Source organism: Lacrimispora sp. YZC11, assembly GCF_057543815.1.
Genome location: NZ_BAAJYQ010000005.1, coordinates 417,508 through 443,370 on the forward strand (window position 1 = coordinate 417,508; position 25,863 = coordinate 443,370).

Below are 25,863 nucleotides of genomic sequence, written 5' to 3' on the forward strand. Positions count from 1 at the left end.
TTTTCTCTCCCTTCTAAGGCTGCCATCAGCCTTCCCTTTATCTCTTGTTTATTGCTTCCAGAAGCTGTTCTTTTAAATACTGCTTATCCATCATGTTGTCGATCCGGATAATGTGCGCCTTAGAATCTCTTAAAACATCGGCAAAATCTGAAGTTGTAATTAAAATATCATAGGAATCCGGGCTGACGGAACCGATGTCAGAAGCATCCACGGTTGCTTCAATCTTTTCAGCATCAAGAATCTGCTGGGTAAACAGGCGAAGCATCATGGAACTTCCTACTCCTGCACCACATACTGTAACAATTTTTAACATAATGAATCCCCCTTTATGATCTGTAATATTTCCTCTGCGGAATCTGCATTATTTATTTCATTTACCTTTTTTTCGTCCATTAAAATGTCCGCTAGCTCGGTAAGCGCTTTTAAATGGGATTGGTGGTCAATGGCGCAAAGGCCCACCACGATTTTAACCGGGTCGTTTTTCGGATGTCCGAATACAACGGGTTCTTTTAAAGTTACAATGCTAAGGCCGATATCCAGGGCGCCTTCCTCAGGTCTGGCGTGTGGCATGGCTATTCCTGGTGAGATGACGATATAGGTTCCGTTCACCTCAACATTTTTAAGCATAGCCTGGATGTAAGACTCATCTGCCAGCCCCTTATCTACAAGGAGCCTGCCGCTTTCCATAACGGCTTCATCCCGACTGGCGGCCTCAAATTTTGCTTTTATTAAATCTGTGGTCAAAATTTCTTTTAACATCGGTTGATAAATTCCTTTCTTTGGTTCTGAATTTTCTGTAATTCCCAAATATGTGCTCAATTCATTTTTTAAAGGTGCCAGATTATGATCCTCGATCTCCACATATTTGCCAATAATGTTCATCACCTCGGTCATATGGATCCGGGCAGTTAAAAACGATAATTGGCTCTGTATTTCCTTTATGTCATAATCCGATAAATAAGGACTTACTTTCAGCACCTTTGTGTCCTTCCATTTAAAAGGTACCGTGGATATGATCAGGTCCGGAGTATGCTCCTTCAGCCACAGTGCCGCATTTCTCACACTGAATGTCCCCAATATATTCACATGGAAGATGGCTTGCAGCCTGCTTTTCAATATCTCAGAAGTGCTGATTCCTGCGTTGCAGACAATGATGACATTGGGCGTCCTGCGGATCTGTTTTTCATTTCTTTCTATTACTGAAGCAAAAAACAATGTGAAGTAAGATATCTCGTGCTCATTAAAATGCACTTTAAGCTTTTCTTCAAGTACCTTTACGCCCTTTGCCACCGCTTTGTTAAGCTGGAAGAAATTTTCCAAAACATAGCTCAATAATGGATTTTCAGCCCATTCCCCAGCCAAAGCCCGCTTATAGGCAGGACGCAGATGATTGAGCAGTCCCTCATAAAGCTTAGAATCGGTGCGAAAAGCTTCAAAGGGGTATTCCTGTGCCACTGCATCGATAAACTGGTTCGTTACCAGATTAAAAGGCAGCCATTTTTCAGACAGCAGCTCCTCGGATTTGACGACAGATGCTTCTGCCAGCTTATTTGCCAGATAAAAGCAGTCATCAATCGATACTTTCCTGCCGAATATCGCCTCAATTTCCTCATGCCGTTCCACAAAAGCCTTTTCTTCTCTCGTTAAAACATCCTTTGGTCCACCGGTAAAAGCTTTTCCAATGGAGATCCTTGCATAAGTGACATAAATGGCGATCAGCATACGGTTAAATGATACATCGCTTAGTTCTACATTAAGCCGTCTGGCTACATCATCGAGAAAGGCCTCACAGGAATACAGGATCTGCATATCTTCTTTTCCTGACCTGTCTTCAAAAAACAGCGGATCTTCACTGATTGAAAGAATCAGAAGGTTTCTGATGTTTTGTTCCTTGCCAGAGATCCGGTACCCTTTAAAGGGTGTGGCCTCTACTGCGATGGAATGAAAGCTGAGCATTTCCCTTACTTCCTTTAGATCAGCGATGAGGGTATTTCTTGAAATATCAAGTTCTTTCAACAGGTCATCCACCGTGAACTGATCGCCGGACAAAAGAATGGACGTGGTGATCCGCAGACGCCGGATTCTTAAATTCGATAAAACAAAAGCCGGAGTTGAGTGCATCAGACTCTCAAACTCAATCATCAGCGGTTCCGTATAAAACATCTTCCCCTTATCTGCATTGATTTCAGGATATCCGGAAGCCTCCAGTAATTCATTTAATTTTTTTATATCACTGTAAATAGTCCTGCTACTTACAGAAAACTGTTGTGCCAGCTCCCGTACGGTAAACTCACGGTTGCTCTGACAGACAAGGCGGAATATTTCTAAAAGTCGGTTTTCCATGGTTTCCTCCTTTATGTGATAAGTATAGCATTCCATTGAATCCGCAGGCAAATCCAATTTGTTTCACTTTTTTTGAATGGATAGGTATATGGCGGTTCATCAACCGCTTTCCGCACAATACATGCGGGGTTTGTATGCACGAACGCTGGGCCTACCACAAAAAAAGACGCCGCTTTCGCTGACGTCGTATGATAATTTAAAAGTCAAGGTTGCATATATTGCCCCCTTATAACTGACTTTGTCCAGAATCAGTTATTAGGAAGCTTTATTTTTTAATCATTTAAGAATATAAGTATATATATTGCATAGATAATAGATCAAGTATATAGGTAATGCCATATTTCCCATAAATACTAAGGTAGTCATTTGAGATACTATTTTTACTTATATAAAAAACATCTTCATATGCATTTTTTAAACTTTGATCCCTGTTTCCCGTTATTAAAAATTTATGGCCTTTTAAACTTTTAACAAATTCCAGCGACAGCTCTGCAAATTTTCCAGATGCTGATACGGTAATTATGATATCCTCAGCATTGATAGCTTTTAATACAGTGTTTTTAGTAAATGAATTTGAAATAACATGAGTAACCTTAGACGCAAACATTAATTCTTGCTGAAACTTTACGATTGTTCCGCTAGTATTATTTGCACATAAGAACACGATATTAACATCTTTATGAAGCAGCTGACATAAAAAACTTATCTTTTCAAAATTAAAATGCTCATCAATATCTATAATCATGTCATTAATTAGACTTTTTATATGGCTTTGATAATTGGAGTATTCTTCATTATCTCGATATCTTAAATTACTTGGAAATACTAATTTAGTCACTGAACTTTTTAATTTGCTGAAATTATCGTATCCTAGTTGTTCGCAGAATCTTCTAATGGCTGATATAGATGTAAAGCATTCTTCCGTAATTTCTGAAATACTAACACTGGAAATTCTATATAGATTTTTTAAAATATACTGTGCTAACACATATTCAATATTATCTGATTTTCCTGCGTTTACTATTAATGATAAAGAGTTTAAGAGACCTAAGTTATTGATTTCCACATTACAATCCTCCATTGAGCTTATTAATGTATGATTACTCTTCTAATATAAGCTATTTATAACCGGACGGGTATGCAAATATAAGTATTTAGGATAAACATTTAAACAGCCATCAGTATTCCTTTTTGGAACCTGTGAATACCGCTTTCTTATTCAGTAAGAATGGGCGGCAGTAAGCAGTCGCATTACTTGTTGGAATAACTTCTTCTGAAAGATTGATTGCCAATTCTTCCTTGATATAAGACCTACGTTTCTGGATTCGATTCCACATTTCCGGATATTCCTTTTTTATTGCTTCCCGTAATGCCTTGTCAGCCAGCATAACTCCGCTCTCACAGCTGATTCCACCATATCCGGGAACGGTTGGAATAATATCAATCTGGAACAGCATTCCACTCTTTAATATTTCATCAGAGCCTGGATATACTGGAGAAGCAAGCCATTCCTCATCGGCACATAAGTGACCAGGGTTTAATGACCATCCATACTGGACTTTTGGCAGCACTTCCTCTATCTTATCATACAATTCTTTTCCGTCCATACCAATATAAATCGTTTCTAACCAAGTCTTTACAGCAGTGAAGTAAGGAAATGCTATCTTATTCAAGTAGTCTTTTTCACTTTCCGGCAATTCCTCTTCGCAGAATACCGCATATCCGCCACGGCTTTGTAATCCTCCCTTGAATCCCGTAGTGATTGAAATACGGTCTCCTTTTTTAATTACCTTATTAGTTGGGTATATGTTGGCTTTTTCAAAACGTTCCCCTGCCGCCATGATTGTTACAACATTATGAGGCTGTCCAAATGCAGCTAATTTCTCTGCAATCTGCATTTCTGTTTTCCCCTCATCAAACTCTTCCATGGCTTCTAGTATGCAATTTCCTGCAAGTGCAGCTCCAAATTCATAATGTGCAAATTCATTGGCATTGTTTGTTGTTCGTACACCTCCATCTCCAATAAACAAGCTCGCAGCATTAGAAAATTTGGCTTCCTTGCAGATGCTCATGATTGCTTGTACTATAAAGTAAGGAATATCATATAATGAAGTATTATCCTCTGATTTTCCGGTAAAATTCTTCCAACCAGCGAAACCAATATTTTTTGCTTTATCCAATCCGCACTGCCCTAAAATTTCAGCGACGCTTTTATCTGTATTCATTGGCTGGTTTGGCAGCGAAAAATACGGCATGTGCACAGCCGTCACTTCTATTCTTGATTTTGCTGCCTTGTTCAAATTTTCATTTCCCAATACCATATAAGCCTTACCACAAGAATGAAGCACTAATAAGGCCTCTTCAAAACGAGGCAGGAAACCGCATATGTATTCAAAATTACTTCCATGTTCCAAATCGGCATAGATAACAATTGTATCATAACCTTTCTCTTTCATCTTTGCCAACAATTTTTCTTTTCTTTCTTCCATTGTTTCATCACTTAATGCAACCGGTACAAGATTCTGTTCTAATTCCGGCACTTTTATTTCTTTTAGCTGTATCATTTTATTTTCTCCTTCTTTAAATGTTATCAATCGGGAACATAGGCCGCATAATACGTTTGAAAAGCAGCTTTGAAGTGTCCTGCAACGTTGCTCCCTGGGTTAATGACATAACAGTTAATTTGCCTTCTTCTTTTAATTCCGGGAAAATATATCCCTGTTTAACAATAATGATATCATAGTCTTCATAATTTACACCAGCAGCATTAAACTGGTGAATTTCCACAAAAGGATGATTATTTCCCGAAACAATAATATCGATTGGTTTATCTTTGACACCAATGGTAATACATTCGCCAAAATTCCCTTCTCCTACATAACAGTAGCCAGCCAAATATCCTTTTGCTTTGACTGCAACGTCTAAATCTACTTTTGCGGATAACTCATCCAAATTCATTCCTAAAGAAATTGCTGTTTTTTCCCCTTCTTCCAATCCGGCTAACTCTGTTAATGCTTCTGCATCATTTATGCCGGCAAACAAAAATTTCTTGTTGCCGGTATTGTCAAGTACCAGCACCTGGCGCAATAGGAATGTATTGCATCCCACAGCCCCAGAGGTTACATTATCCCCGGAATCAGTAATGAATACAGGCTTACCTTTAAATTCTACTGACATTTTCATTGCTTCTCCCGGCAGTGCAGTCAGTCCGGTATAGTGGAATTCATGCCGTTTATCCCATACATACTTGGCCAATTTATCTGCAATTTTATTTGCATATTCCTGGTCGGCTTCTGTTGATGGGATAACAACAATACCACATCCTGCAACATCACAGTCATGGCGAATATATCCTACATGCCACGAACAGCTCAAAATTCTTTTATCTTCTTCTAATTCATCCAAATATTGATTGATGGATTTTACTGGTTCATCAGCAGATACACTTTGTTCCCCGCCCAAAATCATCGGTAATTTACGATATGCCGGTGTAATATTTTGACGCGTCTTCAACAGCGCTGCCATCTTTTTGCAAATAAACGCAACCGTTTCCTTTATATCTGTATGAGGAGAATTCCGGTAACTGCGAATCAGTGTTGTGTTTTCTACATATTCCTTAGATAAATTGCCATGAGGATCACAAACCACTGCAACCGGTAAATAAGGCCCAACTAATTTGCGAATCTCCTTCACAATATGGTGATCACCTGATCCGCCCTCTAAACATTCGACTTCACTTGCTCCATGCAGGTGAAGGTATATACCATCAATTTCATGAATGTGCTTTTTTACATCTTCCAAAATTCTATTTTCAATAAAATCAAATGCATCTTTCTCTAATACACCACCGGCTGCCGCATTGGCATAAATGGAAGGGATGATTTCGACTCCTTCTCTCGCAAATACATCTTCACATTTCATCTCCCGAATGCAATCTTCTCCAAATAAAAGATTAAAATTTTCTAATTTGCTTTTATACGGAATATTTGCATTGGATTCAATAACAAATTGGGCAATCAATACTTTCATTACATTCTACCTCCTGAATACAGTTAAAAGTGTGCCTCTCACTAGAAAAAATCACCCCTATGAATATTATTCACAGGAGTGATTTTTATAATATTCTTATACAATCGATTCAGTCACCCTAATTTAAAAATCAATTATTTTGCTTTTTTCATTCTGTTTTTGAAAGAATAATCTTGCATGATACAAAAGATACCGCTACTGCCACAACTCCTACGATTGCAGCCAAAAAGAAATTTCCCAAGCCGCCATCTTTATCGACAAAGAACAAAGCTGTTAATAATCCTGGGCATCCTCCCATAACATAGCTCTTTAATCCAAAGATACCAGCAACTAATCCAGCACTTGCCGCTCCGATTGCAGTACCAATCAATACTCTTGGCCTCATGATTAATGACCCATAAAATGCCGGTTCCGTAACTCCGCAAAGTGCAGTAATACCAAAGGAGGCAATCATACCTTTTTTGCTTTTATCATTTTGTATTGTCGTAGCTACCGCTAATGCACTTCCACCAATACATAGGTTAGAGATAAATCCCATAACCATAATAGCCGGATCATATCCAATCGTCGCAACACTGTTAAATCCAATTGGCATAATCGCTTTGTCTAATCCCAGCATGACCATGTAAGGGTAAACTACCGCAAAAATTGGCATGGCTATTCCGCCAATTGCTTTCATTAAGTTTGTAATTCCAACACCTACATACGTACTTAAAACGGTTCCTATTGGCCCTAAAATAATCAATGTTACAGGAACAACAACGATCATTGTAAATAATGGTTTCAAAAAGTATCTCACTGTTTCAGGAATATACTTCTGGAATAGCTTGTCCACAAAATACATGAATCCAATGCCAAGCATAATTGGCAGCACACTGCCTGTATATTCTACCACCGGAATTCCAATTCCCAAGAAGCTTAATCCTGCTGCACCGCTAATATGTGAGCTAACCAGCAGGCCACCTAAAAAAGCTCCCATGATTGGTTCCATCTTTAAACGTTTCGCCATTGTAAATCCAATATACACTGGCAAAAAGGTAAACGCAGCACTGAAAATCGAAGATAAAATTATCGCAGTACCAGAATCCATGGCAACACCAAAGTAGTTAACCAATAAGTTTTTGAATGCCAGAATCATTCCGCCTGTAATCAGTGCTGGAACAACCGGCATAAAGACTGCTGCCATGAAGTTACCAAATTTATTTACATAGTACATCGCCTTTTTTTCTTCCGGTTCCTCTGGGGAAGCTGTTTCACTGGTTTCGCCTTCTTTCCATCCTGACGCATCTAAGAAATCGTTATATGCTTCATTCACATTAGGCCCAATGATAATTTGGACCTGTCCGGCTTTGCTGACAATGCCCAGGACATTTTCAATTCCTTTTAACGCTTCTTCATTTACAAGTTTCTTGCTGTTGTAGTGTAAACGAAGCCTGGTTGCACAGTGTTCAACATGATTTAAGTTTTCAATACCACCAACATGTTCTAATACTTGCTTTGACATCTCAACATATTTCATTTTATATATCCTCCACCCAAATTTATTTTTCATTATAATTTATCAGTATATTGCTATATCAAAATTTATCAACCATGTTAACAGCTTAATCGTTACCATATTCGTATCCTTCAATAGAAAAATACCTTGTAATCGGTGGCGATAGCTTCAGGTGGATAACATAAGATTTTCTCCCCTTTTTAGATGCCCCTTTTGGCTGCGATAAGTTCTTTATACCAGTAGTAGCTTTCCTTGGGAATTCGTTTATTGTTATTTTTAAAATCTACCCTGACAATGCCATACCGCTTTTCATAGCCATTAATCCAACTATAGAGATCCATGGAAGACCACATATAATACCCTTGTACATTAACTCCCTCTTCTCTTGCCTGTAGCATGTAGTCAATAAATTCACTGCATATTTCTATTCTTTCAGTATCTTTTACATAGCCATTATCATCGGGAGTTTCATATTGACCGCATCCGTTTTCCGTGATATAAACCAAAATATCTCCATATTTTGCCTTGATTTCCTTTAAAGCATTGTACATACATTTTGGATAGACCTCTCTTCCCCAGAGATTGCGTCTTACATCAGGGTCAAATGATGTTTCAAACAGATCCTTTATACGAATGCCTTCTTTGGACTTTGATCCTTTTCCCTTATTATTATGGAAAATTTCTGTCTCACCCTCAGAATAGTCGGTTACATACTGACGATTATAAAGATTCAAACCAATATAATCGATCCTGCCTTTTTCAAAAGCAGAAATATCTTCGTCATGAATAAATGAAGCGTTGACATTGTTATCCTCTAAAACCTTGTTTAGTTCAGCCGGCATTTTACCTAATACGGCGGTATCTAAGACCATACGGTTGTAAAAAATATCAGCCCTTAATTTAACTAATTCTTTTTCTTTCGTGTCAGGGTCTATTTCAACATTTCCATTGTCATGAACCACACCGATTATTCCGCCGATTCCTAACTCCTTAAAGCTATGAACGGCTTTCGCGCTTCCCAGCATCAGGTTATAAAGAACTTTCCAAAAACGACCAAAATCAGCTTTATAGTTTGGCGGATAATTTCCTACAACATAACTGCAATAAGCATAATATCTTGGTTCATTTATGGTAGACCAAATCTTAACCCGGTCTCCAAAGTTTTCAAAACATACTTTTGCATATTCATGAAAAGCATCTACAACTTTTCGATTCTCCCATCCACCGATTTTAGCCATTTCATTTGGGAGGTCGTAATGAAATAATGTCACATTAGGAGTAATTCCTTTTTCCTGGCAATAGTTAATAACATTGTTATAAAATTCAATTCCTTTCGGATTGACCTCGCCAACTCCTCGCGGAATTATTCTAGCCCATGAAATTGAGAGTCTATAAGTATTTTGGTTTCCTTCTGCCATCAGGTCTATATCTTCTTTATACCTATGGTAAAAATCACTGGCAACATCACCATCTACATTGTTTATATTCAGGGAACTTTCATGGTTGAAGACATCCCATTCATTTAAGCCTTTCCCATCTTCGTCCCATGCTCCTTCACATTGGTAAGCAGCGGTTGCCGAGCCCCATAAAAAATTTCCTTTGATACTCATATTTTTTCTGTATTCCTCTCTTAAACTATTATCGCAAAACGTTTTACATTTTTATTATAATCCTTTTAAAAAGTTCATGTAGTTCAAAATAAGAACGATTTTAAAGCTGACTTAAGCATTCGTTATCTATTATAAAAATAAGCATTAAGGTGTGGGAGACTTCTTTCACCTTAATGCTTATTTTTATTAACTATATTTATTTTATTGGTTTTGCAATAGATTTTAGCCAGCTTGACAATCAAGCCTTGATTTCCTGCCCTTCGGCTTGGATTTGCTTGACCGGAGCTGCGACTCCGGTCAGGAAATTAGAATCTTATCTAAAGGAACATACAATAAATGCATTCCCGTCAAAGCAATACACCACTTAAAAAGATCATCAGCGTTTGCGCTCCCACAATGATAATATAATTCTGAACCGATAGGACAAAGGTCTTCTCTTTGATATGTTCCGCTCTGAAACGGCAGATGTTATTATGCACAGGAATAATGGTGAGCAGCGCCAACAGACAAACCGGGGACAGAATCCTCAGCGCGATAGACACCGCCCATGTCAAATAAGTAACATAATATAACCCGGCAAAAACGTCCAGCGCATTTTTACCAAAAAAGTAAGGAAGCGTGTACCGCCCTACCGTAATATCCTTTTCCAAATCGCAGATATTGTTAGCCAGCATAATGTTGGAAGTCGCACAGATTGGACCGGCCGTAACCAAAAGCAGGGAGAACGCAGGCGCAAGGTTTAAGTCAAACCGTACTGCACTCCAATCCACCGTCAATGTAAGAAACGTTCCTGAAGGCATGTTCATATAAAGCATCAGAAAAGGAATAAACAGACCATAAAACAGCCCCGAAAAGATTTCTCCCAAGGGTAAACGGGAAATCGGAATCGGCCCCCAGGTATAGAATACACCGCAGAGAAAGCACAATCCGCCAAGCAGAAGCACAACCAGATCCGTGCGGTACGCCAAAGTAAGGCCCAAAACAGTGCTCACGCCGAATAACAGATAAATAATAAGCTTTGCCATACCCCGCGGAAAGGGCAGCTCCTGGCCGTTCGTTTTGGTATCAATATAGTTATTGATTGCGGTTGTCGTCAGATCGAACAAAAACATTGAGCTAAAAAACAAAAGCGTACGCTCCAAGTTCACCGGCAGTCTGCGGTAAAACAGATAGGACAGAGACATGAGAAACGGAAGCAGACTTGTAATCTTGGTACGTATCTCAACAAACTCAAGAAACTTTCTCATATTAGAATGATCATTTACTACAACAACCTTTGTTTGCATTGCAATCCTCTTTCATCTTCTTAGTTTAAATGGTAATTATGGGGCATCCTCTTCAACGGATCATTGTCTGAACTGCAGTTTTACATATAATTATCCTGCCCAATACCAAACATGTTATGTCCAGATCGGGATGGCCTCCTTTTGATTACGAATAAACTTGTAATCGACAATATTATAACAATACAGAAAAAAATAGTCAAATTAATAAGCAAGATGATTGTATATGACATAAAATACTTATCTGGTAAGAAATTTAACGGACTACCTAAGATTGGAAATTTGATATTGTACGCTAATACTTTTTTTGATAATATATTATATACAAAAAGAAATCTATTTAACTATAAAAATAATATTTGAGTATTGTGGAGAACTGTTATGAAAATAGAAGAAATCACATATGCATCAAAAAATGGTGAAAAAGTTGTTTTAAGAAGTCCTGAAATATCCGACTCCAAAGATTTACTTGAATATTTAGTAACATGCGCTGGTGAGACCGATTATTTAGGGAGGTATCCTGAAGAAATCACCAAAACCGTTGATGAAGAAAATTCTTATATTTGCAAACAGCTGGAAGATGAAAAAAGCTTCGATGTCTCCGCCTTTGTAGATAATAAACTGGTGGCTAACGGGACTATATATTGCATTAGGGGAAATATGAAAACAAAACACAGAGCCGGATATGGAATTGCTGTATTAAGAGATTACTGGGATATGGGAATAGGTAACATGTTAACAAAGTGCTGCCTCAATAATGCTAAAAAGCTAGGCTATGAACAGGTTGAGCTTGAGGTCGTCGCAGATAACAAAAGAGCAGTCCATGTTTACGAACAACATGGATTTAAGGTATGCGGGACAATTGAAAATGCAGAAAAATTAAAAGATGGTACGTATCGGGATCTACATATGATGATATGCAAATTATAGCATAAGATGAAGCAATGGAGCTTCCTGTTATGAACAGAGGACTGCTGATTTTGAGATTAAGTCAGCAATCCTCTAAATAATAATGATAGAATTTGTGATTACCGCTCTAATAAAAAGTGCGCTACTTTAACATTTCCATCCATTTCCGTACCATTTACTATAAAGCCGCATTTTTCTGTATAAAACTTTATATTTTCCTCTTTGTCCGCTGGAGTCACCAATGTTATCTTTTTCCAATTGCAATAAGAGTCCAGCATATAGTGAAATGCCAGTGTGCCAATCCCCTTGCCCTGATATTCAGGAATAATGCAAAGGCAGCCCAAATAATACTCTCCATCTCCTCTGTCAACAACTGAAATGGCTCCAATGGGATAGTCTTCGCTAAAAATAATTAGCTTCGGGAACTTTTCAATAGATGCTTCCATTTTTTCTCTTGTTTTCCCATAAGCAGGACACTCTCCATGTTTAACATAATCATCATAGAATGCTGCATTATATATATTTATTAATAAATCTGCATCTTTCTTTTCAGCTTTTACATATCTTAAATCCATAATTCTTCTCTTCCAATCTGTGAGGCTTTCCTTTGCATGTTCTTTTATTGGCTTCACATCATGCCATAATCCGAAGAAAACTCATTTATATGCTTTCAAAGTATTCGTACTTTGCCATTTATTCAGAACTTCGACTTTTGAAAATCCTCCGGTGATCAGGGCTTCTGTTTCATGTGCCCTTGTAAGAGGGGTATCATAGTGATAGAATTCGCCGTCACTTATTCCCAATTCTATTTTCAGCCGGGAAAGCTCTAAAAAGCTGTTCTCTTCTTCTGAATCATTTTCCGCCATATAGTCCGTTAAAATAAAATAGCCGCCCTCTTTCAAAGAACTATGTAATTTTTTATAGAGCAAAATTTTCTGCTCTGAAGTGAAATGATGCAAAGATTCCACAGAAACAGCAGCATCATATACATTTTCTCCAAACGGAACCTCAAAATATGAGCCATTGATAAGAGACAGCTGTTTGTCAGGAAATTTAGCCTGCAAAGCTTTTAACATACCACTTGCCAAATCGATCCCTGTTATTACTGCATGTGGATTAACCTTGAAATATTCATTCAATTCCAGCCCTGTCCCGCAGCCCAGATCAAGCACTTTGCATCCTTCTGTCTTAGGCAGCTGCGATGCCGTATAGGGATAAAATATTTTTGCAGAATCAATACAGTTAAACTGGTGGTCCTCATACCCATCTAAACGACGATCAAAAAATTCTCCCATTTTTTCGAGTTTCATTACATTCACCTCCGCTTGGTCAAATATAAATAATTTATATAATTATACTACCACCTAACCTGCTAACGATCAACATCGCATTTCAATGTATGTGAAATCTTAACTTATTTATCCTTACAAATTATGTTAAAAGAGGAATAGGTATAATCCTTAAAAGACCGCCTCTAAATCGTCCATATCATCTTCAATCATAGTTCCATGAGAATTAAGCAAATAAAAGTAGCAAATAAGCAACCGAAAGGGGATACAAAACAACTATATAAATATGGTAAGATAGTAAAAAACACGGAGGTGTATTTCCATGATCTTTCCAGAAAAATTGTTGCTTCTAAGAAAAAGCAAAGGCTTAACGCAGGAAGAATTAGCCGAAAAAATATCCGTATCCCGTCAAGCCATAGCAAAATGGGAAAGCGGCCAGGCATATCCTGATATTTCCAATCTTATCAGTATTTCTGAATTTTATAAAACTACGATTGACCATCTGGTAAAAGACAATGATCCCTGCATTACTTCCATCGTAACTCAGGATTCCTGCAATAGCAAAGAATTAATTGATTTTCTTATTCAGGCAAAATGCAAAACTTATGCTGCAAAAAGTGCGGAATGCGCTTCTTCAAGGCCAAATTCCCATGATTTACGATATGAAGAAGGCGTTTTTTTATATTTAGACACGTATATCGGCGGCGAGTGTTTTTCCGGAGAAGAGGCTGTGTGGAAAAACAGCATCCCAATCTATGCAATGAATTACTCCGGGCGGGTAACAAGCAGTAATTTTAGCGGTAATTTTTTAAAAGCAGCTTTATTGGCTGTGCCCCGGGATAAACCATTTCGTGGTCCTGCTTTCTATCAAGAAAACGATTACTTTTATAACTGCAAGGTATGCGGAGATTTCAAATGGTATCAGGGATATGAAGAAATATATTATAAAGATTTACAGGTTTATGAGTGTTATTTCCATGGAGGAATCGTAAAGTAAGATAATTAGTTTAATGCCTATATTAAGATGAGAACCGCCTATAACTATATCCGATTTGGTGCAATCCTAATTTTACTTCCGGTTCATGTCAATTCCTTTTCCGATATCTCATATAATATTACTATCAACATCCGGAAAGGAAATAAAACTATGCCCCCATTCCCACCTACTGATAGACCTCAACCTCCTACTAATAGGCCACCATCACCTCCTACTAACAGGCCTCCATCACCTCCCACTAACAGGCCGCCGTCACCTCCTTCTAACAGGCCTCCATCACCTCCTACTAACAGGCCCCCATCACCTCCTACTAACAGGCCTCCATCACCTCCTACTAACAGGCCTCCATCACCTCCTACTAACAGGCCACCGTCACCTCCTACTAACAGGCCCCCATCACCTCCTACTAACAGGCCACCGTCGCCTCCCACTAACAGGCCTCCATCGCCTCCCACTAACATACCCCCTTCGCCTCCCACTAACAGGCCCCCAAGTGGAGGTGGTCCGGTACCTATGGGACCTCCCCCGTCCAACGTTCCTCAAAAGCCTGCGCAAGCACGCGCCGGGACCAGAATGGTCAATCCTGGATCCATGAGAAATTGCATCGGGCGATTTACTTATATCTGGTTAAGCAACGGACTGGAGTTTTGGTTTTTCCCTGTCCAGATCTGGGCAAATACCGTTGCAGGGTTCCGTTGGGATCGAAGATTTGGATGGTCATATACCGGAATTTCACTGAACAGGATCGATATGTTTACCTGCGTCTGATGATTAAGAAGAAGAAAAGAATCCCGGCAGCGGGATTCTCCTCCTTCAGTGCTGGCATAAACAACCGTTTCTGCTCAGCTCAAAAAGCGATCCTTATGGGATCGTTTTTTTGCATATCATAGTCATTTTCTCTTGGGATTTTTAGGGAACCATCCCTTTTCTACCCTTTGCTTCTGTTCTGCAAGCTCCTTTATACTCCATAAGAGCGAGAAGCCAAGCACTGCCAAAAGCGCGGATAGAACTCTTCCAGTGCATGCAAGGGAGAAGCCGATGCACAGGACTCCCGCAATTAAAAAAACCGGCCAGATCTTCCCGCCAAAGTAATATTCTGATTTGATAACAACAGGATGTAATAATCCGATGATGAGAAACGTTCCGATACCGATTAAAATTCCATCATAATTCATATTTGTCACCGCCCAATTCATTTATAGTTGTTTCCGGCCTGCCAGCCTGACGCGTTTTAATAACAAAAATAAAAACATAATTATGCAAAATGAATGCTCCTATAAGAAGCAGACGTATAACCAGATTTCCGGTCAATAAAAAGGCGATAAGCATCATCAGGCCTGCGGAAGCCTGAATAGTAAGCTTCTGTTTTCTTGTCAGTGACCGGTCGTATTCATAATCTTTTACGTATTTTGTATACAGGCTTGTGCCTCTGAACCAGCAATTGAGTTTTTCAGAACCTTTTGTGAAACAGAGCAAAGCCAGCAGTAAGAACGGCGTGGTAGGCAGGCCCGGTACCACCGTTCCCACGACTCCCAGGGCCATGGCCGCAATTCCTATACAAATATATATGACTTTCTTCAAAATATTAGCCCCCCTGTTCATTCCCCTTTAATGTTTGCCGTAGTCCGGCTGTATTTTTCATTATTAATATAATAGTATTGGAAATCATGGATATGTAAAACAACTTTCCGATTTATAAATAACAAAAGCATCAAAATATTCCATTCTGATGCTTTTGATACTTCATGATATCTCTAAATTCGAAAGCAGTCCTATATCAGAGCCGCTGTAATGATCGACATTTTGTAGACCTCATCTGCATTACATCCTCTTGATAGATCATTGATCGGAGCATTCAAACCCTGCAGAATTGGACCGAAAGCTTCAAAGCCTCCTAAGCGCTGTGCTATTTTATAGCCGATATTTCCTGCATCGATATTCGGGAAAATAAATGTGTTGGCATGCCCGGCTATCTGAGAGCCCGGCGCCTTTACTTTAGCAACAGTAGGAGAAAAAGCGGCATCAAACTGCAATTCTCCGTCTACCGGGAAATCCAGATCCATGGCTTTCAATTTTTCAGCAGCACCGCGCACTTTATCAACGGATTCGCCCTTACCGGAACCCAGCGTGCTGTAAGAAAGAAGCGCAACATTGGGGTTAATGGAAAATGTTCTGGCTGTTCTGGCTGTCTCTAATGCAATTTCCACCAGTTCATCTTCATTAGGGTCAACATTGATGGCACAATCTGCCATCGCATACATTTCATTGCCGCTTTCTGTCTGCCGGTATAGAATAAAACAGCTGGAAACAATCTTGCTGCCAGGTCTGGCTTTAATCAGCTGCAAAGCCGGTCTTACCGTATCAGCAGTAGAATAGGTGGCTCCGCCTAACAGACAGTCTGCTTTTCCCATTTTAACCAGCATGGTGCCGAAGTAATTGGCTTTTTCAAGGGCTGCCCGGCAGGCTGCTTCATCCATTTTGCCCTTTCTCAATTCCACCATTTTAGCTGCCATTTCATCTGATCCCTCATAGTTAAGCGGATCTATTTTTTCAATGCCGTCTACGGGCAAGCCGTATTCTCTCGCAGCTGCATCTATTTCACCAGGATTGCCAAGAAGGACCGGCGTAAGAACACCATCTTTAAAAAGGCGGCTGGCTGCTTCCAGAATTCTCGGATCAGTGCCTTCGGTAAATACGATCTTTCTTTTTTGTGCTTTCAATGCGTCAACCATATTTTCGAACATATAAATTTCCTCCTCTGGTTAAATAATACATATATAGTAAAGTATAAACCCAATGACATGAATAAATCAACAAAGTTTCCCTTATATCCCAAAACTTATCAATAGGATCCCTCATGCCGTTGGTTTCTATGAACACATTTAACCTTCCTTTGGAATGCTTACCGTAAAACAGCTTCCCTGCTCCTGCACACTCTCTGCTGTCACCGTTCCGCCATGGGCGGCAACAATGGATTTGACAATGGCAAGGCCAATGCCTGCCCCACCGGACTTCCGGTTTCTGGATTTATCGGTCCTGTAAAATCGTTCAAAGATTAAAGGCAGTTCATTTTCAGGAATCCCGATTCCCGTATCCTTTACCTTAACAATCCCCCACCGTTCCGTCTCATAAACCTCTATCCCTATGGCTCCGCCCTCTGGCGTGTATTTGACGGCGTTGGAAAGCAGATTGGCGACGACCTGGCTGAATCTGTTTTTATCCGCCTCGGCAAAGACCGCACTGCCCTCTATGGATAGGGACAAATTCTTCTTGCTGATTTCTCCCTTCATCGTATCTGACACCGTGCCCACTATTTCCAGTAAATCGACCCGGGATTTATTTAAAACCAGGTTTTCGCCCTCAATCTTTGCCAGCTGCCCTAAATCCTCAACCAGGGTTCCAAGGCGCTTTACCTCATCATGGCAGCTTTTCAGCCGTTCAGGTGTTGCATCCCACAATCCTTCTATCATAGCTTCCAAATGGGAACCAAGGGCAGTTAAAGGCGTCCGCAGCTCGTGAGCCACATCCGCAGTCATCTGTTTGCGCAGTTTTTCCTGATTATTAAGTGCATCGGAGAGATGATTGATTGCATCCGCAAGATCATCAAGCTCCCGTATCCTTGTTCCAGGCTCGAAACGGATGTTATAATTGCCCTTTGATATCTGTTTGGCAATATAGGCCGTTTTTGTGACAGGACGGGATATTCTGCGTGCAAGGAGACAGCCTACCACCACCGAGCAGGCGCTGGATAAGATACCGATGACCAGAAGGACCGTATTCATGACATTAATGAAATTAAAATCAGCCTCGTTCATAAAAAACGGGCCGTAATACTTAATGGAGACGGCTCCGACCGTTTTCCCATTCTGATCAATTTCAAAGGTGTGGTCCACAAAACCGCCCTCAGCCCCCCTCTCTTCCATACGCGCTGAAATTTCATTCATAATCTGTCCGCAAAGGCTCATGTCATGGTTTTCCGCATCCCATACCATGTTTCCTCCTACATCATACAGCTTCAAAATATACCCGTCATACAGGGCATTCATGCCGATGGCATGAACGTAGTCAAGCTTCCAGTTCCGTTTGAACCCATCGTACTGCCTGCTTAAATCATCTACGATATTTTCCCTGCGCTCCCGCCCAAGCTCAGTGATATACTTCTCAAACTCCCGGTTCATAAACCAGTTGGAAAGAAGGCCAATCAGCCCAATGGTGACCAGAAGCGTCAGTAAAATAGAAAGAGACAGCTGTTTTCTTAAGCTCTTCACTCTCCATCCCCTCCGAATTTATATCCCAGTCCCGGTATGGTACGCACATACACCGGGTTTTTGGGATCGTCTTCAACCTTTTTCCTAATGTTTTTAATGTGACTGTCTATCGCCCTGTCATATCCTGCAAAGCCCTTGTCCATAGCCGCCTCGATCAGCTCCTCCCGGGTAAAGACTTTCCCTGGGTATTTGATGAGCACTGACAGGATTTTCAGTTCGCTGGGCGTCAGAGTCAGGCTGATTCCCTTTTTACGAACCTCATTTTTCTCAAAATCAATTACAAGATCCCCGTTTCTCCAGGAATTCCTTTTAACAAGGGGTACCAGGTCGCTTTCTGTCCTGCGGAGAACAGCCTCAACCCTGGCATACAGTTCTTTTAAACCAAAGGGCTTTACAACGTAATCATCCGCCCCAAGGCCCAGCCCTTCCACCACATCGTTTTCATCCACCTTGGCGGTCAGCATGATAATGGGAACCCGGGATTTTTTTCGGATAGCAATGCACACCTCTTCTCCTGAGATATCCGGCATCATAAGATCCAAAATAACAAGAGAAATATTTTCCGAATCAAATATCTCCAGGGCCTGACCGCCGTTTTCGGCAGGGAATGTGTGGAATCCCTTGCTTTCCAAAAGCAGGCAGACGACCTCCACTATTTTAGGTTCATCATCCACGACCAGTACATTTTTGCTGTTTTTAAGCATTCTAGCACCTCTATCTGCGATATCATGAACCGCAGGTTCATGATCAGCATCCACCTTCGAGCCGATGAGCCAGCTCATCTTCACTCTCTTGCACTCATTAGAAAATAAAACGCGAAAAGCGGGAACCGCCCTATTTTGCGGTTCCCGTCCTCTCTATTTGTTATTCAATGATATCATATCCCTGGTCTTCAATCTCAGATTTGATTGTCTGGACGGATGCCTGATCCGGGTCATGATCCACGGTTACGGTCTTTGCTGCCAGATCTACCGATACACCGGATACGCCGGCTAACGCACCTACCGCATTTGTGATCGCCTTTACACAGTGTTCACATGCCATTCCATCTACATTTATTACTGATTTTGCCATTTGAGTTACCTCCGTTATGATTTATTATTTTAAATTAAAGGGTTTTAAAAATTTATAAACCTCTAATGTCTTTCCGCCTTCCATTACAGAAACCGGGGCATATACCCAGCCTTCCACTTTCTCCGGATCAACACCGGCTGCAATGAGAGGTTCGGGGTTCAATACAAAAACAATGTCCTTATCCTGATTTTGGTTTTTAACGGTATTTGTTTCCATGTTTTTCGCCCATTCAAACATGTTGCCGCCTCCCAGCTTTACCCCATAGTGGTCAAGATCCATATGGTAGTTGATAAAGCTGCGGTGCTTATTTACGATCTGCCCATAGGCTGCAAGAGGAGTTGCATCTCCCTTATAAACCGGCTTTTCAGTTCCAAGCTTGGTTCCTACCATCAGCATTCCATCATAGGCCGAATAGTTATCCGGCAGCTTATCAGCATCAAGTCCTGCATTTACAAACGGGGCCGAATCAATCTCCAGCATAACATCATGTAAAGGGCTCTGGCTGTAATCTCCGCTCCAGATAAAGCGTACACCGCCATCCGGCGCATTTAAGGACCAGCCTCCATTGATTTCATCAGCTTTCACATTGTCGGGGATCGTATTTAAAATTGTTTCAAAGGATGTGATAGATTGTTTTCCGACTACATCCAGTTTTCCCCCCGCTGTCTGTACAACCGCTGCAATGATTGCTCCCACCAATACGACGGCTGCTCCCACTGCTGCAATTAATTTTCCATTACTGTTCATATCCGGTTCACCTCGTTCCTGTGGTTGGTTTGAATCGTTTCAGCCGCAATGCATTGGTCAGCACGGAAACTGAGCTTAAACTCATGGCTGCTGCCGCAAAAATCGGGTTGAGAAGCGGCCCGTTAAAGAGCAGATGCAAAAGCCCTGCAGCGATGGGGATTCCGATCACATTATAACCGAAGGCCCAGAAAAGGTTTTGCTTGATGTTGCGGATGGTCTGCTTGCTTAAGTTGATTGCTGTCGGCACATCCATTAAATCAGAACGCATGAGAACAATGTCAGCGGATTCCATGGCTACGTCTGTACCGGAACCGATTGCGATACCGATATCAGCCTGGGCAAGTGCCGGAGCGTCGTTGATTCCGTCACCAACCATGGCTACCTTGCGGCCTTCGGCCTGCAGTTTTCTGACCTCGTCTGATTTATCCTGAGGAAGTACCTCGGAAAGTACCCGGTCAATTCCTACCTGCTTTGCAATGGCCTCTGCAGTTCTCTTATTGTCTCCGGTGATCATGGCTACTTCTATGCCCATCTTATGGAGCTGTTCAATAGCCGCCCGGCTGGATTCCTTTACAACATCCGCTACAGCTACAATACCTGCCAGATTTCCGTTAATGGCCACATACATAGGTGTTTTTCCTTCCCCGGCCAGCTGGTCCGACGCATCCTCCATTCCTGCTAAAGAAATGCTGCGTTCCATCATCAGCTTCCGGTTCCCGGCAAGGATATCTTCTCCGTTGATCTTCGCTTCTATCCCCCGTCCGGTTAAGGACTCAAAATGCTCCGCTGAAAATAAGGTAAGTCCTGCATCTTCCGCGCCATGGACAATTGCCTGCCCCAGAGGGTGCTCGGAGCCTTTTTCCGCCGAAGCCGTAAACTGCAGCAGCATTTCTTTGGAAAGACCTTCTACGGTCAAAACATCAGTCACCGTTGGTTTCCCCTCGGTAATGGTACCTGTTTTATCAAATACAATGGTACTGATTTTATGAGCTGTCTCAAGAGCCTCTCCGCCCTTGATCAGAATACCGTTTTCCGCGCCCTTTCCGGTTCCAACCATGATAGCAGTAGGTGTCGCAAGACCCAAGGCACAGGGGCAGGCGATAACCAGAACTGAAATAAATATGGTAAGGGCAAACTTTAAGTCTCCGGCTGTGCCGATATACCAGGCAATACCGGAAAGCAGGGCAATCACACAAACGACAGGAACGAAATATCCGGAAACAATGTCAGCCATCTGTGCAATGGGCGCCTTTGATCCCTGGGCGTCCTCCACCAGCTTGATGATTTGTGCCAGGGCGGTGTCGCTGCCGATCTTTTCCGCTCTGAACCGGATGGTACCCGTTGTATTTAAGGAAGCAGCATAAACCTGGTCCCCTTCTTTTTTATCCACCGGCATACTTTCACCGGTCAGCATGGATTCATCAATGGCAGTGTGGCCGCCTAACACAGTCCCGTCTACGGGGATCTTTTCGCCGGGCTTTACTAAAATCATATCACCGATTTCCACTTCGTCAATAGGAATTTCCTTTTCCACACCGTCTTCAAGAATAATTGCTGTCTTGGGAGCAAGGCCCATCAGCTTCTTGATGGCTTCACTGGTTCTTCCCTTTGAAACAGCTTCCAGGGATTTTCCCAGCAGGATCAGGGTGATGATGACTCCTGCCGATTCAAAATACAGGGAATCCACTGCCATAAAATGTCCTTCTGCAATCTGGAACATGTTGTAGATGCTGTAAAGAACAGCAGCCGTGGTTCCTATAGCGATCAGAGAATCCATGTTTGGACTTCTCTGAAACAGGGCTTTAAAACCAATGGTATAGAACTTATAGCCAACGCCTATGACCGGAGCCACCAGCAGAAGTTCCACCAGAGCATAGATCAGGGGGTACTGCATGGGGGCGATCCCTGCCGGGAAGGGCAGCTGTATGATATTGATCATGGGCGCCATGGCAATGTAGAGAAGGGGAACAGAGAACACCGCGGATACGATGAACTTCGTCCAAAGAGTCTTGATCTCCCTTTGCTTGCGGGCCCGGTCCTCATCCGCTGCATCTGCTTTGTTCACTTCCAGGGCCTCGTAGCCTGCTTTTTCAATGGCTGCCCGTATGGCCGACATCCGGACCTTTTGGGGATCGTAGGTAATCGTAGCTTTTTCCGTTGCAAAATTTACCGATGTGCTAATCACGCCTTCCAGCTTTCCAACGGCTTTTTCCACACGCTTGGCACAGGCCGCACAGGTCATTCCGCCAATGGGTATGGTCACTTTGGCATCATCGGATTTTTCCACCACCTCATATCCGATCTTTGATACTGCTGCCTTAATAGAGGAAAGCTCAAGGGTGCTGCTGTCATATTCCACAAAAAGCTTTTCACTTGCCAGATTTACATTTGCCTGGCTGATACCGGAAAGCTTCCGCACTGTTTTTTCAATTCTCTGCGCACAGGCTGCACAGGTCATTCCTCTTATATTTAGGATTTGACTTTCCATACTTATTCACCTCACTATTTTTTACTGCCCTTCCTTTAGGCGTCCCCTCCGGCGTCGGCAATGATCACTATAATGCTAATTTTTCCATGGTCTCCAAAAATATGCTATCCTGTTGTCTTGTATTTTTCGAGCACTCATGTTATTATTATGGCACTAATTGCGAAAATTGCAAGTATGCACTTTTTTGTGTTATAGTACCCAAAACGATACTAAAGGAGGAGACTATTGATGAACAGCGACTGCACAACTTATCATTGCCCGGTAGACGCCACATTGGATATGATCGGAGGGAAATATAAGGCCCTTATCTTATGGCACTTAATCAACAATACCCTTCGGTTTGGAGAGCTTCGTAAGCTTATCCCCCAGGCAACGCCCAAAATGCTCACCCAGCAGTTACGGGAACTGGAAGAAGATCATCTGATCATCCGTACCGTATATCCGGTAGTGCCGCCAAAGGTGGAGTATATGCTTTCGGATCTGGGAAACAGCATCCGTCCTATACTGGAAACCATGTATAATTGGGGAGCAGATTACTTAAGGCAGAATGGCCTTACCGTAAGCTGCTCCATGAAATTCCCCACAAAAGATTTTTAATAAGAAGCCTTCCAGTTGGCAAATATCTCCTTGGATTCCTTAAGGAAATCATAAGAGATCGTGATGGACTCGTCTGTCACGGTCTTTTCCTTGTCAAAAATAGGCCAGGGATTGCATCCGCCTGCCTCCACTTCCACCCGGTTCATAGGAAAACGGTTTCCGCAGTTCTGGCACACAAGAACATCTCCATCCTGCTTATAGTATCCTCTTCCTGAATCATAACATACCTGGCAGGTGTTAAATGCTGTCCGGATCGTTCCATCCGGAGCCTTGACTGCAATGACCTCCATCTGGGTACCGTCTACATCAACCGGATAAAATTGGGCCGTACTTGAAATATCCTTTACTGGAATTACAAGTGTCTCTCCATTCCCTACCTTTTGGGTGCTTTCTGCCGCTGCTTTGGTTGGTTCTGTTTTCTCCGCCTTTTCCTTGGGTGAACATGCGGTCAGGGCTGCGGCAGCTATCACCAGCACTGCCAGCTTCATTGGAAGCCCACTGCGTTTCTTTCCGTTTCTCTTGTCATAACCGCTCTGAAATTTCTGTAACATGAAAATATCCTCCTGAATTTATACTTTGTTAATCCTTTTTCTGTTTGTTTCCCATAAAAAACATTGCTATGATAATACCAAAAACCGGGAGTATGCAGTGCCAGTGACTTAATAACAAGCTCATCAATCAGTTCTCCTTTCCTCACTTAAACAGATAGATTCCCTGTTTATCCGCAGCAGGAACCGCCTGCTCCCTGGAAGGTATCTTCGGGCCAGATAAGGGTCTTAAAGCTGCTTATTTCTTTCTTAATGGCGTCCATATCTAAGTTATTTAAATCATCCACAACCTTGATATACCCATAAAAAGCATTGTCCCCTGTGGAAAAGTCAAAGTTTCCTGCGGGTGTGAAATAAAAGTTGTTTTCTCCCTCGTCAAGAGGAAGCTGGGTTGCGAAATCCGGAACAATAAGCTGGGTTCCATAGGTGGAATCAGAAGTATTGTCAATGATATTCCACTCCACATCAACACCGGATTTCACCACTGCCGCTGCCGGCTTAAAACCATCATCCGTTAGCTCCATGGTAATTCTCTGAATGCTGTTTCCGTATTCATCTGTGGCGTCTTCCGCTACCGCAATCTCATCCGTTGGAATCGTATAACCGGCTGCTACCGGCTCTTCCGGCGCATATTCTTTTAATACGCCCTCTCCATCAGAGCCTGTGCTATTCTTTGTATCTCCTTCTTCCGTCACGGAGATGGAACCACGGATCATCCCCATCCAACAGCTGTAAGAGATCTTCCCTGTTTTTTCAGGAATAAATTCAATGACGTTTTCACCGGTCTTAAAGGAATATTCAATATTAAGATCCCGGATGATCATCCGGTTGTTGCAGCCGTTTATGCTACCATTGGGCGCATCGATGATCCATTTTACCGGAATCCCTTTCTGAACATTGATGTTGGGATACCTTCCCGGAGAAAGTGTACTGTTTATGATCTGAACACCGTCTTCTATTTTTATATCATTCTTTTTCTCCTGCTCTCCGGCCGCATAGGCGTTATTACCTCCATTTGAGAGTAAGTCCGGCGCCTGGAATCCCGACAGGCTTAATCCCTGGGAAAACATGGACATTCCCAGTACCACAACTAACACCGCTCCTACTGTCATGACCTTGCTTGTAAACTTTTTCCCCAGTGCTGAGGAAAGGGCTCCAAGGCCGAACATAAGAGGTACGGTACCGAGACTGAACAGGAACATGGACAAAGCGCCTGAAAAGGGGTTACCGGTTGACAATGCATAGATCTGCATCGCCTGTAAGGGGCCGCATGGCATGAGCCCGTTTAACAGGCCCACGATCAGAGGACTGCTGTTTTTTGATTTTTCCTTGTCAATTTTTCTTGCAAAAATTTGGGGCATTCTCGGATTCAGCCTGCGAAGCCACGGGAAAATTCCCAGCATGTTTATGCCCATAATGACCATGAACACTCCGGCTGCCAGCTTCAAGACTCCCTGAAGAGTATTTGAGAATGTTACCACCGAACCCAACGCTCCCACCAGGAAGCCTACTGCAGTGTAGGAGATCACCCGTCCCAGGTTATAAAGAAAAGTGGGCCGGAATGTAGAAAAGCGGCTCTTTTCTGAAGCAGCATCTCCGCTTCTGGGAATGCACTGGGATAAATTGATGCCGCCGCACATTGCCACACAATGAACAGAGGTAACAAGGCCGATGACAAACAGCATTCCATAGCCCATCTTTTCGTCTGCCAGCTGACTTGGCACGAGCAGATTTAGAAGCCCGAACTGCTGGATCAGCATGTACAGGGATGCAATGATGATCAGAATTCCAATGGCCCGGCTGGTATCCGGTTTCTGCTGTTCATGATCTGTTAATACCTTGTAATCCAGACCCTCAATGATCCCTACTATGCTTTTATACGAAATAATATCTGTATCAAAGGTAATGATAGCAGTTCCGGCGCTGTAGCTTACCTCCGCCTTTTCGATTCCAGCCGTATTACGTAATTTTTTTTCGATTTTATTTTGACAGCTTATGCAGGTCATCCCGCCGATCCGTATTTTCTTAGTTCTTACAGCAGATCCCATCGTCTGTCCTCCTTTTTAATTTCTGAATCAAAGAATAGCAGGACGATATGTAGAAATTGTGTAGATGAGGATTTTTTTCAAATAAAATCCGTCTGATAATCGTTGTTATTATTCTGGCAATTAAAAAGGCGGAAG

24 protein-coding genes are annotated in these 25,863 nt (G+C 41.8%); 3 read left to right on the forward strand and 21 right to left on the reverse strand.

Annotated features, from left to right (window positions below):
• Nucleotides 1–37 precede the first annotated feature (37 nt).
• The 8 genes from AC27IJ_RS05025 to AC27IJ_RS05060 all read right to left on the reverse strand — a co-directional run bounded on the left by AC27IJ_RS05025 (nt 38) and on the right by AC27IJ_RS05060 (nt 10,766).
• On the reverse strand, nt 38–313 hold the full coding sequence (locus AC27IJ_RS05025; protein ID WP_025233773.1) for a PTS sugar transporter subunit IIB: 276 nt from the start codon (nt 311–313) through the stop codon (nt 38–40).
• Entirely contained in the window at nt 307–2,343 is a 2,037-nt protein-coding gene (locus AC27IJ_RS05030) for a BglG family transcription antiterminator (protein WP_312441735.1), read from the reverse strand. Before AC27IJ_RS05030 ends, AC27IJ_RS05025 begins: the two co-directional genes overlap by 7 nt.
• 280 nt (nt 2,344–2,623) lie before the next feature.
• Nucleotides 2,624–3,409 carry a MurR/RpiR family transcriptional regulator gene (locus tag AC27IJ_RS05035; RefSeq protein ID WP_487147770.1) on the reverse strand — a complete coding sequence of 262 codons (786 nt, stop codon included), beginning with the start codon at nt 3,407–3,409 and terminating at the stop codon, nt 2,624–2,626.
• A 112-nt stretch (nt 3,410–3,521) separates the two neighbouring features.
• Nucleotides 3,522–4,907: a M24 family metallopeptidase gene (locus tag AC27IJ_RS05040; RefSeq protein WP_487147772.1), complete on the reverse strand. Its 1,386-nt coding sequence runs from the start codon at nt 4,905–4,907 to the stop codon at nt 3,522–3,524.
• A 16-nt stretch (nt 4,908–4,923) separates the two neighbouring features.
• A complete protein-coding gene (locus AC27IJ_RS05045; RefSeq protein WP_487147774.1) occupies nt 4,924–6,372 on the reverse strand; it encodes a M81 family metallopeptidase in 1,449 nt (482 codons plus the stop codon).
• A gap of 148 nt (nt 6,373–6,520) precedes the next feature.
• Nucleotides 6,521–7,891 carry a PTS transporter subunit EIIC gene (locus tag AC27IJ_RS05050; protein WP_487147776.1) on the reverse strand — a complete coding sequence of 457 codons (1,371 nt, stop codon included), beginning with the start codon at nt 7,889–7,891 and terminating at the stop codon, nt 6,521–6,523.
• 179 nt (nt 7,892–8,070) lie between these two features.
• Nucleotides 8,071–9,480 carry a glycoside hydrolase family 1 protein gene (locus tag AC27IJ_RS05055; RefSeq protein ID WP_487147778.1) on the reverse strand — a complete coding sequence of 470 codons (1,410 nt, stop codon included), beginning with the start codon at nt 9,478–9,480 and terminating at the stop codon, nt 8,071–8,073.
• A gap of 347 nt (nt 9,481–9,827) precedes the next feature.
• On the reverse strand, nt 9,828–10,766 hold the full coding sequence (locus tag AC27IJ_RS05060; RefSeq protein ID WP_487147780.1) for a UbiA family prenyltransferase: 939 nt from the start codon (nt 10,764–10,766) through the stop codon (nt 9,828–9,830).
• A gap of 378 nt (nt 10,767–11,144) precedes the next feature.
• Between AC27IJ_RS05060 and AC27IJ_RS05065 the strand changes: the two genes are divergently transcribed.
• A complete protein-coding gene (locus AC27IJ_RS05065) occupies nt 11,145–11,693 on the forward strand; it encodes a GNAT family N-acetyltransferase (protein WP_312441733.1) in 549 nt (182 codons plus the stop codon).
• 98 nt (nt 11,694–11,791) lie between these two features.
• Here AC27IJ_RS05065 and AC27IJ_RS05070 read toward each other — a convergent pair whose 3' ends face one another.
• Together AC27IJ_RS05070 and AC27IJ_RS05075 are read right to left on the reverse strand one after the other, a co-directional pair.
• Nucleotides 11,792–12,247: a GNAT family N-acetyltransferase gene (locus AC27IJ_RS05070; RefSeq protein WP_487147783.1), complete on the reverse strand. Its 456-nt coding sequence runs from the start codon at nt 12,245–12,247 to the stop codon at nt 11,792–11,794.
• Nucleotides 12,248–12,328: 81 nt separating this feature from the next.
• Nucleotides 12,329–12,982, reverse strand: coding sequence for a class I SAM-dependent methyltransferase (locus AC27IJ_RS05075; RefSeq protein ID WP_312441732.1), 654 nt, complete (start codon nt 12,980–12,982; stop codon nt 12,329–12,331).
• Between the two features lie 301 nt (nt 12,983–13,283).
• Between AC27IJ_RS05075 and AC27IJ_RS05080 the strand changes: the two genes are divergently transcribed.
• Entirely contained in the window at nt 13,284–13,958 is a 675-nt protein-coding gene (locus AC27IJ_RS05080; RefSeq protein WP_312441731.1) for a DUF5680 domain-containing protein, read from the forward strand.
• 179 nt (nt 13,959–14,137) lie between these two features.
• Here the strand turns inward: AC27IJ_RS05080 and AC27IJ_RS05085 are convergent, their stop codons facing one another.
• From AC27IJ_RS05085 to AC27IJ_RS05125, 9 genes are all read right to left on the reverse strand, one after another.
• Nucleotides 14,138–14,419, reverse strand: a complete 282-nt coding sequence (locus AC27IJ_RS05085; RefSeq protein ID WP_312502027.1) for a hypothetical protein — start codon at nt 14,417–14,419, stop codon at nt 14,138–14,140.
• A gap of 429 nt (nt 14,420–14,848) precedes the next feature.
• The gene (locus tag AC27IJ_RS05090) at nt 14,849–15,133 is read right to left on the reverse strand and encodes a DUF4491 family protein (protein ID WP_312441729.1); all 285 of its coding nucleotides are present in this window, start codon (nt 15,131–15,133) and stop codon (nt 14,849–14,851) included.
• Complete coding sequence (locus tag AC27IJ_RS05095) at nt 15,123–15,539, reverse strand: YbaN family protein (protein ID WP_487147789.1); 417 nt, start codon at nt 15,537–15,539, stop codon at nt 15,123–15,125. Before AC27IJ_RS05095 ends, AC27IJ_RS05090 begins: the two co-directional genes overlap by 11 nt.
• A gap of 191 nt (nt 15,540–15,730) precedes the next feature.
• On the reverse strand, nt 15,731–16,702 hold the full coding sequence (pta, locus tag AC27IJ_RS05100; RefSeq protein WP_487147791.1) for a phosphate acetyltransferase: 972 nt from the start codon (nt 16,700–16,702) through the stop codon (nt 15,731–15,733).
• 138 nt (nt 16,703–16,840) lie between these two features.
• A complete protein-coding gene (locus tag AC27IJ_RS05105; protein ID WP_487147793.1) occupies nt 16,841–18,226 on the reverse strand; it encodes a HAMP domain-containing sensor histidine kinase in 1,386 nt (461 codons plus the stop codon).
• Complete coding sequence (locus AC27IJ_RS05110) at nt 18,223–19,008, reverse strand: response regulator (RefSeq protein ID WP_487148040.1); 786 nt, start codon at nt 19,006–19,008, stop codon at nt 18,223–18,225. Before AC27IJ_RS05110 ends, AC27IJ_RS05105 begins: the two co-directional genes overlap by 4 nt.
• Nucleotides 19,009–19,090: 82 nt before the next feature.
• Entirely contained in the window at nt 19,091–19,300 is a 210-nt protein-coding gene (gene copZ / locus AC27IJ_RS05115) for a copper chaperone CopZ (protein ID WP_312441724.1), read from the reverse strand.
• A gap of 24 nt (nt 19,301–19,324) precedes the next feature.
• Nucleotides 19,325–20,047, reverse strand: coding sequence for a hypothetical protein (locus AC27IJ_RS05120; RefSeq protein ID WP_312441723.1), 723 nt, complete (start codon nt 20,045–20,047; stop codon nt 19,325–19,327).
• A 7-nt stretch (nt 20,048–20,054) separates the two neighbouring features.
• Nucleotides 20,055–22,535 (reverse strand): heavy metal translocating P-type ATPase, encoded by a 2,481-nt coding sequence (locus AC27IJ_RS05125; protein ID WP_312441722.1) that lies wholly within the window; start codon nt 22,533–22,535, stop codon nt 20,055–20,057.
• Between the two features lie 228 nt (nt 22,536–22,763).
• Between AC27IJ_RS05125 and AC27IJ_RS05130 the strand changes: the two genes are divergently transcribed.
• Nucleotides 22,764–23,132, forward strand: coding sequence for a winged helix-turn-helix transcriptional regulator (locus tag AC27IJ_RS05130; RefSeq protein ID WP_025233796.1), 369 nt, complete (start codon nt 22,764–22,766; stop codon nt 23,130–23,132).
• Here AC27IJ_RS05130 and AC27IJ_RS05135 read toward each other — a convergent pair.
• Both AC27IJ_RS05135 and AC27IJ_RS05140 read right to left on the reverse strand, forming a co-directional pair.
• Nucleotides 23,129–23,683 carry a DUF2318 domain-containing protein gene (locus tag AC27IJ_RS05135; protein ID WP_487147797.1) on the reverse strand — a complete coding sequence of 185 codons (555 nt, stop codon included), beginning with the start codon at nt 23,681–23,683 and terminating at the stop codon, nt 23,129–23,131. The two genes, AC27IJ_RS05130 and AC27IJ_RS05135, sit on opposite strands and share 4 nt — an antisense overlap.
• A gap of 167 nt (nt 23,684–23,850) precedes the next feature.
• Nucleotides 23,851–25,728: an urease accessory protein UreH domain-containing protein gene (locus AC27IJ_RS05140; RefSeq protein WP_487147799.1), complete on the reverse strand. Its 1,878-nt coding sequence runs from the start codon at nt 25,726–25,728 to the stop codon at nt 23,851–23,853.
• Nucleotides 25,729–25,863: the final 135 nt, after the last annotated feature.

What these genes read in the sequence shown, in the direction of transcription:
- AC27IJ_RS05125 (WP_312441722.1), bottom strand. Translation starts at nt 22,535, where the DNA reads ATGGAAAGTCAAATCCTAAATATAAGAGGAATGACCTGTGCAGCCTGT.
- AC27IJ_RS05060 (WP_487147780.1), bottom strand. Translation starts at nt 10,766, where the DNA reads ATGCAAACAAAGGTTGTTGTAGTAAATGATCATTCTAATATGAGAAAG.
- AC27IJ_RS05080 (WP_312441731.1), top strand. Translation starts at nt 13,284, where the DNA reads ATGATCTTTCCAGAAAAATTGTTGCTTCTAAGAAAAAGCAAAGGCTTA.
- AC27IJ_RS05140 (WP_487147799.1), bottom strand. Translation starts at nt 25,728, where the DNA reads ATGGGATCTGCTGTAAGAACTAAGAAAATACGGATCGGCGGGATGACC.
- AC27IJ_RS05055 (WP_487147778.1), bottom strand. Translation starts at nt 9,480, where the DNA reads ATGAGTATCAAAGGAAATTTTTTATGGGGCTCGGCAACCGCTGCTTAC.
- pta (WP_487147791.1), bottom strand. Translation starts at nt 16,702, where the DNA reads ATGTTCGAAAATATGGTTGACGCATTGAAAGCACAAAAAAGAAAGATC.
- AC27IJ_RS05040 (WP_487147772.1), bottom strand. Translation starts at nt 4,907, where the DNA reads ATGATACAGCTAAAAGAAATAAAAGTGCCGGAATTAGAACAGAATCTT.
- copZ (WP_312441724.1), bottom strand. Translation starts at nt 19,300, where the DNA reads ATGGCAAAATCAGTAATAAATGTAGATGGAATGGCATGTGAACACTGT.
- AC27IJ_RS05135 (WP_487147797.1), bottom strand. Translation starts at nt 23,683, where the DNA reads ATGTTACAGAAATTTCAGAGCGGTTATGACAAGAGAAACGGAAAGAAA.
- AC27IJ_RS05090 (WP_312441729.1), bottom strand. Translation starts at nt 15,133, where the DNA reads ATGAATTATGATGGAATTTTAATCGGTATCGGAACGTTTCTCATCATC.
- AC27IJ_RS05045 (WP_487147774.1), bottom strand. Translation starts at nt 6,372, where the DNA reads ATGAAAGTATTGATTGCCCAATTTGTTATTGAATCCAATGCAAATATT.
- AC27IJ_RS05130 (WP_025233796.1), top strand. Translation starts at nt 22,764, where the DNA reads ATGAACAGCGACTGCACAACTTATCATTGCCCGGTAGACGCCACATTG.
- AC27IJ_RS05075 (WP_312441732.1), bottom strand. Translation starts at nt 12,982, where the DNA reads ATGAAACTCGAAAAAATGGGAGAATTTTTTGATCGTCGTTTAGATGGG.
- AC27IJ_RS05065 (WP_312441733.1), top strand. Translation starts at nt 11,145, where the DNA reads ATGAAAATAGAAGAAATCACATATGCATCAAAAAATGGTGAAAAAGTT.
- AC27IJ_RS05085 (WP_312502027.1), bottom strand. Translation starts at nt 14,419, where the DNA reads ATGTTAGTGGGAGGCGATGGAGGCCTGTTAGTGGGAGGCGACGGTGGC.
- AC27IJ_RS05030 (WP_312441735.1), bottom strand. Translation starts at nt 2,343, where the DNA reads ATGGAAAACCGACTTTTAGAAATATTCCGCCTTGTCTGTCAGAGCAAC.
- AC27IJ_RS05050 (WP_487147776.1), bottom strand. Translation starts at nt 7,891, where the DNA reads ATGAAATATGTTGAGATGTCAAAGCAAGTATTAGAACATGTTGGTGGT.
- AC27IJ_RS05110 (WP_487148040.1), bottom strand. Translation starts at nt 19,008, where the DNA reads ATGAGCTGGCTCATCGGCTCGAAGGTGGATGCTGATCATGAACCTGCG.
- AC27IJ_RS05025 (WP_025233773.1), bottom strand. Translation starts at nt 313, where the DNA reads ATGTTAAAAATTGTTACAGTATGTGGTGCAGGAGTAGGAAGTTCCATG.
- AC27IJ_RS05070 (WP_487147783.1), bottom strand. Translation starts at nt 12,247, where the DNA reads ATGGATTTAAGATATGTAAAAGCTGAAAAGAAAGATGCAGATTTATTA.
- AC27IJ_RS05120 (WP_312441723.1), bottom strand. Translation starts at nt 20,047, where the DNA reads ATGAACAGTAATGGAAAATTAATTGCAGCAGTGGGAGCAGCCGTCGTA.